Annotated in this window: 15 protein-coding genes; 4 read left to right on the top strand and 11 right to left on the bottom strand. The window is 61.8% G+C overall.

All coding sequences use genetic code 11. From position 1 onward, the window contains the following. Nucleotides 1-100: 100 nt before the first annotated feature. From G455_RS0108195 to deoD, 3 genes are all read left to right on the top strand, one after another. On the top strand, nt 101-2,161 hold the full coding sequence (locus G455_RS0108195) for a protein meaA (protein ID WP_084437026.1): 2,061 nt from the start codon (nt 101-103) through the stop codon (nt 2,159-2,161). A gap of 103 nt (nt 2,162-2,264) precedes the next feature. Next, nucleotides 2,265-2,588 carry an H-NS histone family protein gene (locus G455_RS0108200; protein WP_028093256.1) on the top strand — a complete coding sequence of 108 codons (324 nt, stop codon included), beginning with the start codon at nt 2,265-2,267 and terminating at the stop codon, nt 2,586-2,588. Nucleotides 2,589-2,604: 16 nt separating this feature from the next. Continuing rightward, the gene (deoD, locus tag G455_RS0108205; RefSeq protein ID WP_028093257.1) at nt 2,605-3,312 is read left to right on the top strand and encodes a purine-nucleoside phosphorylase; all 708 of its coding nucleotides are present in this window, start codon (nt 2,605-2,607) and stop codon (nt 3,310-3,312) included. A gap of 3 nt (nt 3,313-3,315) precedes the next feature. Here deoD and G455_RS0108210 read toward each other — a convergent pair whose 3' ends face one another. The 8 genes from G455_RS0108210 to sdhC form a co-directional block, all read right to left on the bottom strand. Beyond that, a complete protein-coding gene (locus G455_RS0108210; RefSeq protein ID WP_028093258.1) occupies nt 3,316-4,161 on the bottom strand; it encodes an urea carboxylase-associated family protein in 846 nt (281 codons plus the stop codon). Nucleotides 4,162-4,385: 224 nt separating this feature from the next. Continuing rightward, a complete protein-coding gene (locus G455_RS0108215) occupies nt 4,386-5,558 on the bottom strand; it encodes a type III PLP-dependent enzyme (protein ID WP_028093259.1) in 1,173 nt (390 codons plus the stop codon). A gap of 535 nt (nt 5,559-6,093) precedes the next feature. Next, on the bottom strand, nt 6,094-6,249 hold the full coding sequence (locus tag G455_RS26675; RefSeq protein ID WP_169726936.1) for a hypothetical protein: 156 nt from the start codon (nt 6,247-6,249) through the stop codon (nt 6,094-6,096). A 183-nt stretch (nt 6,250-6,432) separates the two neighbouring features. Further along, nucleotides 6,433-7,215, bottom strand: coding sequence for a succinate dehydrogenase iron-sulfur subunit (locus tag G455_RS0108230; RefSeq protein ID WP_028093261.1), 783 nt, complete (start codon nt 7,213-7,215; stop codon nt 6,433-6,435). A 30-nt stretch (nt 7,216-7,245) separates the two neighbouring features. Beyond that, entirely contained in the window at nt 7,246-8,055 is an 810-nt protein-coding gene (locus G455_RS0108235; RefSeq protein ID WP_028093262.1) for a hypothetical protein, read from the bottom strand. Between the two features lie 151 nt (nt 8,056-8,206). Further along, nucleotides 8,207-10,012, bottom strand: coding sequence for a succinate dehydrogenase flavoprotein subunit (sdhA, locus tag G455_RS0108245; protein ID WP_028093263.1), 1,806 nt, complete (start codon nt 10,010-10,012; stop codon nt 8,207-8,209). A gap of 23 nt (nt 10,013-10,035) precedes the next feature. Further along, on the bottom strand, nt 10,036-10,407 hold the full coding sequence (sdhD, locus tag G455_RS0108250) for a succinate dehydrogenase, hydrophobic membrane anchor protein (RefSeq protein WP_028093264.1): 372 nt from the start codon (nt 10,405-10,407) through the stop codon (nt 10,036-10,038). Between the two features lie 13 nt (nt 10,408-10,420). Further along, on the bottom strand, nt 10,421-10,810 hold the full coding sequence (gene sdhC / locus G455_RS0108255; protein WP_028093265.1) for a succinate dehydrogenase, cytochrome b556 subunit: 390 nt from the start codon (nt 10,808-10,810) through the stop codon (nt 10,421-10,423). Between the two features lie 311 nt (nt 10,811-11,121). Between sdhC and G455_RS0108260 the strand changes: the two genes are divergently transcribed. Beyond that, nucleotides 11,122-12,246 carry an alpha/beta fold hydrolase gene (locus tag G455_RS0108260; protein ID WP_028093266.1) on the top strand — a complete coding sequence of 375 codons (1,125 nt, stop codon included), beginning with the start codon at nt 11,122-11,124 and terminating at the stop codon, nt 12,244-12,246. A gap of 204 nt (nt 12,247-12,450) precedes the next feature. Here the strand turns inward: G455_RS0108260 and G455_RS0108265 are convergent, their stop codons facing one another. Genes G455_RS0108265 through G455_RS0108275 form a run of 3 tightly spaced genes read right to left on the bottom strand, consistent with a single transcriptional unit; the run spans nt 12,451 to nt 14,239 of the window. Then, complete coding sequence (locus G455_RS0108265; protein ID WP_028093267.1) at nt 12,451-13,482, bottom strand: MaoC family dehydratase; 1,032 nt, start codon at nt 13,480-13,482, stop codon at nt 12,451-12,453. Continuing rightward, the gene (locus G455_RS0108270) at nt 13,482-13,688 is read right to left on the bottom strand and encodes a DUF1737 domain-containing protein (RefSeq protein WP_028093268.1); all 207 of its coding nucleotides are present in this window, start codon (nt 13,686-13,688) and stop codon (nt 13,482-13,484) included. Before G455_RS0108270 ends, G455_RS0108265 begins: the two co-directional genes overlap by 1 nt. Beyond that, on the bottom strand, nt 13,685-14,239 hold the full coding sequence (locus G455_RS0108275; protein WP_028093269.1) for an NnrU family protein: 555 nt from the start codon (nt 14,237-14,239) through the stop codon (nt 13,685-13,687). Before G455_RS0108275 ends, G455_RS0108270 begins: the two co-directional genes overlap by 4 nt. Nucleotides 14,240-14,243: the final 4 nt, after the last annotated feature.

A 14,243-nucleotide genomic window follows, 5' to 3' on the forward strand; every position in this document is an offset into this window, starting at 1 on the left:
TTGGCAAGCCGCCCCGAAGCGGGCAAGCTGGCCTCGGACTGGCCCAGATTGGCCCCGGGCTCACCTCAGACAGGGCACCCCGAGGCGGCATCTTCGCTCGATGCCGCGTTGCGGCGAATTGACAGAGGCCAAAAATTACGATCTAGAACAAAAAAGTGAAAGATTGTTGCGACCACGATTCAAGAGGCTCCCGATGACGCAGACGCAGAAAGACCGCCCCTGGCTGATCCGCACCTATGCCGGCCATTCCACGGCCCAGGCCTCGAATACGCTTTACCGTGGCAACCTGGCCAAGGGTCAGACCGGGCTGTCAGTAGCCTTCGATCTGCCCACCCAGACCGGCTATGACAGCGACCACAAACTGGCGCATGGCGAAGTCGGCAAGGTCGGCGTGCCGGTCTGCCACCTGGGCGACATGCGGATGCTGTTCGATCAGATCCCGCTGGAGCAGATGAACACCTCGATGACGATCAACGCCACCGCGCCCTGGCTGCTGGCGCTCTACATCGCCGTGGCCGAGGAACAGGGCGCGGATATTTCCAAGCTTCAAGGCACCGTGCAAAACGATCTGATCAAGGAATACCTCAGCCGCGGCACCTATGTCTGCCCGCCCAAGCCGTCGCTGAAAATGATCGCGGACGTTGCCGAATACTGCTATCGCAACGTCCCGAAATGGAACCCGATGAACGTGTGTTCCTATCACTTGCAAGAAGCCGGCGCGACGCCCGAGCAGGAACTGGCCTTCGCCCTTTCCACCGCAATCGCGGTTCTGGACGAATTGCGCCCACGGGTCCCGGCCGAGGATTTCCCGGCCATGGTCAGCCGCATTTCCTTCTTCGTGAACGCCGGCATCCGCTTCGTCACCGAAATGTGCAAGATGCGTGCCTTTGTCGATCTCTGGGACGAAATCTGCCGCGACCGCTATGGCGTCGAGAATCCGAAATTCCGCCGCTTCCGCTATGGGGTCCAAGTCAACTCTCTCGGCCTGACCGAACAGCAGCCGGAAAACAACGTCTATCGCATCCTGATCGAAATGCTGGCAGTGACGCTGTCGAAAAAGGCCCGGGCCCGGGCCGTGCAGCTTCCCGCCTGGAACGAGGCCCTGGGCCTGCCCCGCCCCTGGGATCAGCAATGGTCGATGCGGATGCAACAGATCCTGGCCTATGAAACCGATTTGCTGGAATATGGTGACCTGTTCGACGGTAATCCGGCGGTCGACGCCAAGGTCGAAGAGCTGAAAGAAGGGGCCCGCGCCGAATTGGCCAACCTCGATTCCATGGGCGGAGCCATTTCGGCAATTGAATATATGAAAGCCCGCCTGGTCGATTCCAATGCCGACCGGCTGAACCGGATCGAACGCAACGAAACCATCGTTGTCGGCGTCAACAAATGGACCGAGGGCGAGGCATCGCCGCTGCAAACCGAAGATGGCGGCATCATGGTGGTCGACCCGGCGGTGGAAAAGGAACAAATCGCCCGCCTGAACGACTGGCGCACCGCGCGCGATGAAGCAGCCGTTCAAAAGGCCCTGACCGCCCTTCGCGAAGCTGCCGCGACCGGTGTCAATATCATGCCCGCCTCGATCGCCGCCGCCAAGGCTGGCGCCACCACCGGCGAATGGGCCGAACAAATGCGTGCAGTTCACGGCACTTACCGCGGTCCCACCGGGGTGTCGCGGGCGGTTTCGAACAAGACAGAAGGGCTGGAGGATCTGCGTGCCGCCGTCGACATGGTCAGCGACAGGCTGGGCCGGCGAATGAAATTCCTGGTCGGCAAGCCCGGGCTCGATGGCCATTCCAACGGCGCCGAACAGATCGCGTTCCGCGCCCGCGATTGCGGCATGGACATCAGTTATGAAGGTATCCGCCTGACGCCGGAGGAGATCATTTCCGCAGCCCTGGCCGAAAACCCGCATGTAATCGGCCTGTCGATTCTTTCCGGCAGCCATATTCCACTGGTCGAAGAGGTGATGGAGCGGCTCAAAAAGGCAGAACTGGATCACATTCCGGTGATCGTCGGCGGCATCATTCCGGAAAGCGATGCTCAGAAATTGAAAACCATGGGCGTCGCAAAGGTCTATACGCCCAAGGATTTTGAGCTCAACGTAATTATGAGCGACATTGTGGCGCTCGTTGACCCCCAACAAATCGCAGCGGAATAGACACAATTCACTTTGACGCTGATTAGCGTCAGCCTGATCGCTATTGTGCCAACATTGTGCCGGCGCTATGCACCGGCACACATTTTGGTATATGGAGATTCAAATGGCGATCGACCTTTCTATCTTGTCCCGCAAAGAATTAATTGAGCTTCAAGCGGGCGTGGAAAAGGCGCTCAAGGATGCTGAGGTTCGTGAACGCCGCGAAGCCTTGAAGGCGGCCGAACAAGCCGCAGCCGAATTCGGCTTCTCGTTGTCGGAACTCGCCACTGACAGCAAAATGCGACCGGTCTCGAAACAACCGAAAACGCCGCCGAAATATCGCAACCCGAACAACCCGGAAGAAACTTGGTCGGGTCGCGGTCGCAAACCCCGCTGGGTGCATGAGGCACTGACCGCCGGGGCCGATATAACGGATCTGGAAATCTGAACGGACCCTGTCGGACATGACCATCCATATTGGCGCAGAACCGGGCGATATTGCCGAAACGGTCTTATTACCCGGGGATCCCTATCGCGCGAAATGGGCGGCGGAACATTTCCTGTCCGATGTCCGGCAGATCAACGCGGTGCGCGGCATGCTCGGGTTTACCGGGCTGTGGCGCGGCCATTGCGTCACGATCCACGGCAGCGGTATGGGGATGCCGTCGCTGTCGATCTATGTGAACGAACTGATCCGGGATTTTGGCGCCCAGACGCTGATCCGCATCGGCTCCTGCGGGGCAATGCAGCCTCAGGTGGGCCTGCGCGACGTGATCCTGGCAATGACCGCCACTACCCTCGGCTCCCCTTCTTCGGCGATCTTCCGCGAGGTGAACTTCGCCCCCTGTGCCGATTGGTCACTGCTGCGCGCTGCAGCCGATGCGGCGGCGGCCAAGGGCGTTCCCACCCATGTTGGCGGCATCTATTCGTCGGATACCTTCTATGACGAACGCCCCGATCTGAATGAACAGATGGTCCGCCACGGTATCCTCGGGGTCGAGATGGAAGCAGCCGAGCTCTACACGCTGGCCGCCCGCTACGGTCGCCGCGCGCTGGCGGTACTGACGGTCTCCGACCATCTCGGCACGGGCGAAGCGCTGCATGCGCAGCATCGCGAGCGCAGCTTCTCCGACATGGTGGATATCGCGCTCCACGCCGCCTTTCCGGGCTGATCGCTACCGTCCATGCCCGCGATCATAGCCGTTCACGGCCGGCGGCGCCCATCCCTCCAGCGCGCCCTCGTCAGGCGCGAAAACCTCGATCCGCAGCGGATGGCAGGCGGCAGTGTCACTGGAATGCTCTGACGAACAATCCCCACCCGGACAGGCGCTGAGTGCACCCAGCAGGTCGATCTCGGCAAAGAGCTCAAGATAATCCCCCGGCCGCACCGGGCTCGCCTTCATGAAATACTGCCCGGTGTCGCGGGTGAAGCCCGTACACATGAAGACATTCAGCACGTCATGGACATGCGGTTCCGCCTCCTGCAGGCTCATGCCTGTGTGATCCGCCAGGGCGCGGATCAGGTTGGAATGGCAGCAATGGTGATACTGACCGCCCGACAGAAGATTATGCGTATAAGGATCGCAGCGGGTGCCGATCACATCATGAACCGCGCCGCCATGCTCGTCGATCCCATACCAGCCCAGCGTATCCTCAAGGATCGTCGCCATCGGCCGCAGCGACGGAAAGCTGCTCCACAGCCGGTCGCCGACGCTTACATGGCTGCCATGCAGCGCCCGCGTTTTACCGGAATAAAAGCGCTCGCGCAGATCCCGCGCATTCCATAGGTTCAGATCACCAACCTGCGCCCCCTCGATGCAGGAAATCCGCACAACCTGCCCTGCCGCCACCTCGAAACAGACAGCCTCACGCGGCGGCGCGACCACTTCCTCCACTTTACGCGCCCCGGCCCGTGCCCGGGCATAAAGCGCCAGATCAGGCCGGGGCAACCCATCGGCGGGATAACAGATCACCGGCGCGATCGCGCGGCGGGCATCGGCATCTGGGGGTGGCAATGTCATCATGACCTCGACAGGGACCTGGCTCAGCAAACCGCGCCCCGCCCGAAATCGCAAGCACGCTTTCCCATCTTTTCCCCTGCCCTTCTTTTTCTGGCCGAAAATATCCCGGGGGGAGGCCACAGGCCGTGGGGGGCAGAGCCCCCAGCCGCAACGACCAACGCCCGGCCGAAGGAGGACCGGGCGCCGTTCTGTCTCTGGCTCTGTTCTGTCTCTGGGCGCGTCGCTTAAATCGCGATCACGTCCAGTGGCGGGAAGCCATTGAAACCGATGCTAGCGTAGGTCGAGGTATAGGCGCCACAGTTGCGGATCAGAAAACGGTCGCCCGCCTTCAGCCCCAGCGGCAGCTCGACCGGGCGCTTCTCATAAAGCACATCGGCGCTATCGCACGACGGCCCGGCCAGGATGCAGGCCCCCATCGGTTCGTGATCGCGCTCGGTCACGAATTGATAGCGGATTGCCTCATCCATGGTCTCGGCCAGCCCGGAGAACTTGCCGATGTCCAGATAGACCCAACGATGCAGATCGCTGTCGGACTTACGCGACACCAGCAGCACCTCCGCGGCGATCATGCCAGCCTCGGCCACCAGACCGCGCCCTGGCTCCGCCATGACCTCGGCCACATCGCCGAAACGTTCCCCGATCAGCTCCATCACCCGCGCGGAATAGGCGGTCGGACCTTCGATTTCCTCACCGTAATAGGCCGGGAAACCGCCGCCGATGTTCAGCAGCTCCAGCGCATGGCCGGCCTCGCGGGCGGCGTGCCAGACGGCGGCAACCTGATCCAGCGTGGTGGTCCACATCTCGGCACGGCGGGTCTGGCTGCCGACGTGGAACGACATGCCGACCGGGCTCAGCCCCAATTCGACCGCATAATCCATCAGCGCGATCGCCTTGTCGCGGGCACAGCCGAACTTGCGGCTCAGCGGCCAGTCGGCTTCCGAGGCATCGACGATCAGACGGATGTAGACTCGCGATTCGGGGGCGAATTCGGCAATTTTCTCAAGCTCTTCCTCGGCATCGGCGGCGAAGAGGGTGATCCCAGCGTGCCAGGCGAATTCGATATCGCGCGGCTTCTTCACGGTATTGCCGAACGAGATGTGATCCGGATGCGCACCCAAGGACAGGCACAGCTCGATCTCGGCACGCGAAGCGGCATCAAAGCCCGAGCCGAGGTTCACCAGACGCTCGATGATCTCGCGCGCCGGGTTGGCCTTGACGGCATAGTGGATGCGCGCGCGGCCCAGACCGGCCTTCAGCGCGTGATATTGATCGGCGACGCGATCGACGTCCAGAACCAAGGTCGGACGATCGAACTGGGTCGAGCGAATAAAGTTCTCGATGCGGGATTGCGGGCGCACGTCTTGCGCCACCGGAAACCCGGTTACGTATGCGTTCATTGGTCATCTCCATCAGACCCGGCCATTCCGGTTTCCCGGCGCAGACCGCTCACTTCCACGGGAGACGTTACCGTCGCTACGTAACCGCAGGGGACTTACCCCTCTCGCCAGAGGCGCGTGCGTTGGCGTCTTGAGCGCGCATATCGTCGCGAATGACGAGTCGATCAAGAGGTAATTTGCATCCGACCCACTTTTTTAGCCGACCGAGGGCAAATTTCCCCGCATCACCCGGCCAAACCACCTCTGAAGCCGCAAAAAGTTCAATATGATCAAAATCTTAAATGGATATATGATCAAAATTCACTGGCTTCGGTTGGCGCAGATTCGGGGTGGCGCGCTTCCCTCGCAGGGCAATTCGGCGCCACAGGCCGAACAACGCCAGACGCCGCTGGCGCGGTCCAGGCGCCACCGGCAGTCTCGGGTCAGTGAAGACGTGAAATGCCGCCAGGTGAAATAGGCGACCAAGGCGAGAACCAGAAGGGGCAGGAGAACGATCATATCCCCTGCCTATCCGGTCGTAACCGCCACAGCCAGATCAGGCCGCGTTGTGGTAGTGGAAGAGTTCTTCCTGATCGGCCACATGCTCGGCCTCAGCCGGCAGCGGCAGCGGCGTGTAATACGCCCAGGCTTCTTCCAGGATGTGCAGTGCGGCCTCGGCGGAGACCTTGGTGTTTTCGGTGCGACGTTCCATCGGACACTCCGTTGCAGGACAATGTCCTCCCTGAGCGGCTACCTAATGGGCCGGGGGCGCTGGCACACCCCGGAAAAACCGCAACCTTGCCATGCGCTTTCTGCATTGCAGCATCTGAGATGTTCGAAAACGCAAACGGCCCGGCGCAAAGACCGGGCCATGAACCGAAAGCCGTCTGCGGAATCAGACTGCGCGCTCGACCATCATCTTCTTGATTTCCGCGATCGCCTTGGCCGGGTTCAGGCCTTTCGGGCAGGTGCGGGTGCAGTTCATGATGGTGTGGCAGCGATAAAGCTTGAACGGGTCTTCCAGACCATCCAGACGCTCGCCGGTGGCCTCGTCACGACTGTCGATGATCCAGCGGTAGGCGTGCAGCAGCGCGGCCGGGCCGAGATACCGATCGCCGTTCCACCAGTAGGACGGGCAGGAGGTCGAGCACGACGCGCACATCACGCATTCATAAAGACCATCCAGCTTTTTGCGGTCTTCGATCGACTGGCGCCATTCCTTGGCCGGGCGGTTGGTCTTGGTTTCCAGCCAGGGCATGATCGAGGCGTGCTGAGCATAGAAATGGGTCAGGTCGGGGATCAGGTCCTTGACCACCGGCATATGCGGCAGCGGATAGATCGTGACCTCGGATTTCTTGACCTCGTCCAGGCCGAAGATGCAGGCCAGGGTGTTGTGCCCGTCGATGTTCATCGCGCAGGAGCCGCAGATACCCTCACGGCAGGAACGGCGGAAGGTCAGCGTCGGGTCGATCTCGTTCTTGATCTTGATCAGCGCGTCCAGAACCATCGGACCGCACTTGTCCATGTCGAGGAAATAGGTGTCGACCCGGGGGTTTTCACCGGTATCGGGATCCCAGCGATAGATCTTGAAGGTCCGCACATTCTTGGCGCCTTCCGGTTTCGGCCAGGTCTTGCCGGTGGTGATACGGCTGTTCTTGGGTAGCGAGAATTGTACCATTTTGAGCTTTCCTCTACGGTTGGCGGTGCTCTACGGATCTACCGTCTTGAAAAGGGCCTGATTATCGCGGACGAGCTGGGCGACCTTCCGCCGCGCCACGCGATCCAGGTGTTGAGCGTTGATCTGGCGCATGAACTCCAGCGCGCCGGCGTTCAGGCTCTGGTTCAGCCGCGCCGGCTTGAAGGTCATCGCGCCAAGGGCGTCCTCGTGGCATCCCACATGCTGCAAAAGCTGCGTGCCGGGGCGGCTGGCGTCGGCTTCGTCCTCCAGCGCAAAGACATGCTGACGATCCCCCAGCACAGCTTCCAGACGGGCACGAAAGCCGGACCAGTCAGGATAGGCCGCAGTTTCGGTCAGGAACTGGTCCCAGTCGCCGGTATAACCGTCCGACTTGACCGCCTGATTATGCACGCTGCGCTTCCAGCCGTTCATCTCCCGCACATAGAACACATATTCCGGCACGAAGGGCGCCAGATGGGTATCGAGAAGGTCGATGACCTCTTCCAGATGCGGATAAAGCCGGGTCTCGCCCCAATAGCCGGGCATGGCACCGGGCAGGTTTTCATGCGAGACGAGGACGGTTTCAGCCCCGGCCTCCACCTCGGCTTCGATAGCCTGGCGCAAATCGGTGATGGCAGCGACGAACTCAGCCCGGGTCTTGTCGTCCGGCGCACTGGTCCAGAGGACCGAACGGCGCCCGGCGGCCCGGGCCACCGTGCCTTTTTCGGGCGTCAGGATGCGCAGCCCCTCCGGCAGGGCGCCGGCGTTCCTCTGCACGAAGTGATGGAACGAGGTGGTGCCGGTCTTTTGCAGGCCACAATGCAGGACGAGCCGGGTCATGCCCCGGCCCCCCAGACGAGGGCCGCCCCGGTCAGGGCGCACCCAGGGGCGCTGAAGGCCTCCCCGGCCCCACCGCACCGGTAACAGCCGGCGACCCGCGCGAAGCGGAGTGCCGGCCGAAGCCCGAGCGATTGGGAACCGGGGTGCATCATCAGTAGACCCGTTTCTTCGGCGCGATCTTCTTCAGCGCGATCCCGCCATCCTCTTCCGAGGTCAACGGATCCATGTGAACCGGACGATAGGTCAGATCCACCTGGTTGCCTTCGACATGCATGATCGAGTGCTTGCGCCATTCGGCATCGTCACGCTCGGGGTAATCCTCATGCGCGTGGGCGCCGCGGGATTCCTTGCGCGCATCGGCACCGACGATGGTGGCCAGAGCGTTCGGCATCAGGTTGGTCAGCTCCAGCGTCTCCATCAGGTCGGAGTTCCAGATCAACGAGCGGTCGGTCACATGGATGTCATCCATCTTCGCGGCCACGGCCTTGACCCGCTCCACCCCTTCGGCCAGCGTTTTCTCGGTGCGGAAGACGGCGGCGTCAGCCTGCATGGTCTTCTGCAGCTCGAGCCGCAGTTCGGCGGTGGCGATATTGCCCTTGGCATAGCGCAGCCCGTCGAAGCGTTCGAACGCCTTGTCGACCGAGGCCTGGTTCAGCTCCGGGTTCGGCGCCTCGGGATCGACGACCTTGCCGGCGCGGATGGCGGCGGCCCGACCGAAGACCACGAGGTCGATCAGCGAGTTGGAGCCGAGGCGGTTCGCCCCATGGACGGAGGCACAACCAGCTTCGCCCACGGCCATCAGGCCGGGCACGATTGCATCGGGGTCGGAGGCGGTCGGGTTGATGACCTCGCCCCAATAGTTGGTCGGGATGCCGCCCATGTTATAGTGCACCGTCGGCAGAACCGGGATCGGTTCCTTGGTGACATCGACACCGGCGAAGATACGCGCCGATTCCGAGATCCCCGGCAGACGTTCGGCCAAGGCCTCTTTCGGCAGGTGCGACAGGTTCAGGTGGATGTGATCCTTGTGTTCGCCCACGCCGCGACCTTCGCGGATCTCGATGGTCATGCAGCGAGACACGACGTCGCGCGAGGCCAGATCCTTGTAGGTCGGCGCATAGCGTTCCATGAACCGCTCGCCTTCCGAGTTGGTCAGATAACCGCCCTCGCCGCGCGCCCCTTCGGTGATCAGACAGCCGGAGCCGTAGATGCCGGTGGGGTGGAACTGGACGAATTCCATGTCTTGCAGCGCCAGACCCGCCCGGGCCACCATGCCGCCACCGTCACCGGTGCAGGTATGGGCCGAGGTCGCCGAGAAATAGGCACGACCATAACCGCCGGTGGCCAGAACGACCATCTTGGCGTTGAACACATGCATGGTGCCGTCATCGAGCTTCCAGCAGACCACGCCCTGGCACTGCCCGTCTTCGGACATGATCAGGTCGATGGCGAAATACTCGATATAGAATTCCGCCTTCTGCTTCAGCGATTGGCCATAGAGCGTGTGCAGGATGGCGTGACCGGTCCGGTCGGCGGCAGCGCAGGTCCGCTGCACGGGGGGGCCTTCACCGAATTCGGTGGTATGGCCGCCGAAGGGCCGCTGGTAAATTTTGCCTTCCTCGGTCCGCGAGAAGGGCACGCCGTAGTGCTCCAGCTCGTAAACCGCCTTGGGCGCCTCACGCACCAGGTATTCCTGCGCGTCGGTGTCGCCCAGCCAGTCAGAGCCCTTCACGGTGTCGTAAAGGTGCCACTGCCAATTGTCCGGCCCCATGTTCGACAGCGAGGCAGCGATGCCCCCCTGTGCCGCGACGGTATGCGAACGGGTCGGGAAGACCTTGGTCACACAGGCAGTCTTGAGCCCCTGTTCCGCCATGCCGAGCGTGGCGCGAAGCCCGGCACCGCCGGCACCGACAACCACGACGTCATAATTATGCGTCTCGTATTCGTAAGCAGCCATTGCTTGTAGTCTCCCGTTCGGGGTTAGAGCGCGATGCGGGCGATGGCGAACAGCCCCACCGCGATCACGGCATAGCTCAGGCACATCACCGCGATGATCAGCCCGCGCTGTTTCCAGCCGTGCACGTAATCCTCAATCGCCACCTGCGCGCCGAGGTGGAAGTGACGCATCCCCACGACCAGGGTCAGCGCTGCCACGATCGCCGGGAACGGCCGCGAATAATATTCAAGAACCGCCTCGTAAGGCGCCCCGAGAATCGAGCCAAAGGTGAAGATGAACAGAGGAATGAGCACGAGCAGAGCGATGGAGCTTACCTTCATCGCCCAGAAATGATGGACGCCGGACTTGGCGGTGCCCAGCCCGTCAACGCGCTTGCGGTCGGTCAGATAACGCATGGGGGAGGTCTCCTCAGATAACCGCGACAGTGATCAGGGTCAGCACGACCGAGCCGATCAGTGCGGCCCAGCCCATCTTGTCCGAGGTGGAAATGTCCAGCCCCTTCGCGTTTTCCCAGATCAGGTGCCGGATGCCGGCAAGAAGGTGATACCACATGCCAAGGACCGACAGGAACATCACCAGATCGCCCAACCAGCTAGTGATGACCCAATCCACAAACGCGTAATATTCCGGCGCGGTTGCGGCGGCCAGGAACCACCAGGCAATCAACAGCGCGGCGACGATCATCGCGTTGCCGGTGATGCGGTTCAAGATCGAGGTGACGGAATTGAGCTGAAACCTGTAGTACTTGCCCAGCATGAATGGCGAAAGCGGGCGATTGCCCCGATTGACATCGGCCATGTTGGCTCCTTTCCGATTGGCTGCGCCGTTTGTACTCTTTTTGGCGCATCTGTCACGCGCGGGCCACATCAAAATCTACGGTTTTTTGACGCGGTTATGCAGAATATTTCAAATGTGATCACATGAAACGCAGCCGTGATCACAAATATCATCTGTTTTGTGATCGCAACCACCCGCCCCCGCCCCTGAGTCTCCGTTTCCCGACACCACACCGCAGCAATTCGCCACGTCCGAAATGCTGCACTTGCATCCCGCGCGATCCTGTCCAAATCTGAAGACAGGGAAGGACCCGGCAGAAAAGGAGTTTTCCGATGACGCGGTCAAGCCAAGACAAATCCAACCAAGAGATCAGCGTTCCGTTCTTCTGGCCCATGGCGGCCGGAATGGAGTTGGGTGAAACCGCGCTGGACATGTTCCGGCACAACATGAAGTTCGTCAGCCTGGCCGAAAAGGTCGATCACCCGCCAGAACCCAAATGGGCGACGCCGAACAAGGTTCTGCTCGACCTCGATACCATGCGGCTACGGGATTTCTCGGCCTCCGGGGCCACGGGCACGCCCGTACTGATCGACGCCCCCTTCGCCGGGCACAGCTCGACCATTGCCGATTTCGGCAAGGGACAGAGCCTGGTCAAGACCCTGCTCGACAACGGCATCGACCGGGTTCTGGTGACCGAATGGAAAACCGCGACGCAGGAGATGCGGGACTTCGATATCGACAAATATCTGGCCGAAATCAACGTGGTGGTGGACGAACTCGGCGGCAAGGTGAATCTGGTCGGCCTGTGTCAGGGCGGTTGGATGTCGGCGATGTACGCCAGCCGTTTCCCTGCCAAGGTCGCCAGCTTGGTGCTGGCCGGCTCTCCGATCGACACCAATGCCGGCGAGGGCCCGATCCGCGAGATGGCTCACAGCCTCCCGCTCGGCTTCTACAAGGAACTGGTGAAGCAGGGCGGCGGCCGGATGCTGGGCAAGAACATGCTGGCTGGCTGGAAGAACATGCACCCAGACAAGCAGTATGTGGAGAAATACCTCGACCTCTACGAACATGTCGACGACCCCAGCTATCTGAAGCGGACCGAACATTTCGAAAGCTGGTATGAGAACCCGGTCGACCTGCCAGGGGTCTATTACATGCAGGCCATCGACCTGCTGTTCAAACAGAACCTCTTTGCCAAGGGCGAATTCACCGCGCTGGGGCAGAAACTGTCGCTGAAGTCGATCACCTGCCCCACCTATCTGCTGGCCGGCGAATCCGACGACATCACCACCAAGGAACAGGTCTTCGCCGCGCGCGACCTGATCGGCACGCCGAAGAAGCATATTGTCGAAAAGCTGGTGCCCGGGGGCCATATCGGGCTGTTCATGGGATCGCATACCCTGGCCGAGGCCTGGCCGATCATTGCGGAGTGGCTGAAAGAAAACGGCGGGGCCTGAGCCCCGCCGCCAAAGCGCAAGCTGCGCGAGTGCCAGATCATGGGGCCGCGCAGCCCCCTCTGATCGGCGCGGTTTATCCCAGCCAAATCCGAGCTGGGTTTGATCGGCGCGCTTACGTCGGCCAAGCGGCGGCCTCCGGCCTTGTTCCGCGCAAGGGGCCTCAACTCAAAGGAGAGCAGCGCAAGGGGGGCTGACCTGCCCGCCTTACATCGGCATCAAGGCCCAGTAATCGAGATCGAGCAGAACCTCGGGCTTGTATTTGCCGTCCTCGCCCTTCAGCTCAAAGGGCGCACCGCCCTTGGTGGCGACCAGCCGCAGTCGGATCGCGCCGACGCCCGGCGCCGCGGTCTCGGCCTTGTCCAACACCTCGGACCAGGCCTTGACGGTCTGACCAGCGAAACAGGGGTTGGCATGCGCCCCGCCGTTCAGCCCGACGATCATCTGCGCATTGGCCAACCCGTTGAAGCTGAGCGCGCGGGCCATGGAAATCACGTGACCGCCATAGATCAGCCGGCCTTCCGGACGGAAGGTCAGGTCGAAATGCACCTTGGCGGTATTCTGCCACAGGCGGGTGGCCAGCATATGCTCGGCCTCCTCGATGGTGACACCATCGACGTGGTCGATCGTCTCACCCACGGCGTAATCGCCCCAACGATGCGGCTCCCCCGCCAGGGTGAAATCGTAGTTGGAGAAATCCAACCCTTCCGGGATCACCAGATCGGCAGGTGTCAGCGCCTTTTTCAGCTCCGGCACAACGGTCTCCGGCGCCGGCGCATCGAGGTTGGATTTGCGCACCATCACCCAGCGCACATAGTCCATCACCACCTCGTCGCGCTGGTTCAGGCCACGGGTGCGGACATAGACCACGCCGGTCTTGCCGTTGGAGTTCTGCTTGAGCCCGATCACCTCGGATTCAGACCGCAGGGTGTCGCCCTCATAGACCGGCAGCAGCCAACGACCTTCGGCATACCCAAGGTTGGCCACTGCGTTCAGCGAAACATCCGGCACGGTCTTGCCGAAGATCACATGGAAAGCCGCCAGATCGTCGATCGGCGATTTCGGCAGACCACAGTCCTGCGCGAAGGCGTCCGAGGAATAAAGCGCATGCCGCGCCGGATAAAGTGCGTGATACAGCGCCCGTTCCCCGCCCGAGACGGTGCGGGGGACGGCGTGTTTCAGCACGTCGCCGACGGCATAATCTTCGAAAAACCGGCCCGGGTTGGTCTTGGCAGCCATCATTGCTCTCCCAGTTTCAGCTCAGGGGTATAGGCGACCTCCACCTCCTTGGTGACGGCCTGGCCGCAGCGCATCACGCCGCGCGCCGCGTCAAAAGCATAGGTGGGCGTGCCCTGCAGTACCCACCCCTGGGCCAGCGCCTTGCTGACCTTGTGACAGAAGGCCGAAGTATCATCCTCGGTCAGGAAACGATAAAGTGTGGTCATGATCCAAACACCGGATAGCCCAGAAGGCCGTGAATATAGCCGATGATGCCCATCAGCACGATTGAAGCGACCAGGAACATCACGTCCTTGGCATAGGTGCCAGCCGGTCCCGGCGTCCAGGCCGGTTCAGCCCGGTTGATCACCTTCATCTCGACCAGCGCCCAAAGGAAGATGCCGCCGAAGAGGACAATCGACGCCAGATCACCGTTCACCAGAAGGTGAGCAACCGACCAGGCATGAATCCCGCCCAGCATCGGGTGGCGCACCCCATGCAGGATGCGGCCCCGCTTGCCCGCCGGGCTCAGCAGGAAGATCGCGATCAGCACCAGCAGATTGTTGATGTGGATCATGAAGGCCGGCGGCGTCCAGACCGCAATGAACGGCGCCGCGCGGAAGCCGATCACCATCAGCACGACGGCCAGCACCAGCAGTAGTGCGACAACGCCCTTGCCGGCGTTGCCCATGGCGGCACGGCGCGCCGGCGCCAGCCGCTTGAACAAATGGGCCGCCCACCACAGGGCCAGCCCAAGGATCAGAAGTGTGAAGCCCATGTCG

This window comes from Pseudodonghicola xiamenensis DSM 18339 (assembly GCF_000429365.1).
In the GTDB taxonomy this organism is placed as follows: Bacteria; Pseudomonadota; Alphaproteobacteria; order Rhodobacterales; family Rhodobacteraceae; genus Pseudodonghicola; species Pseudodonghicola xiamenensis.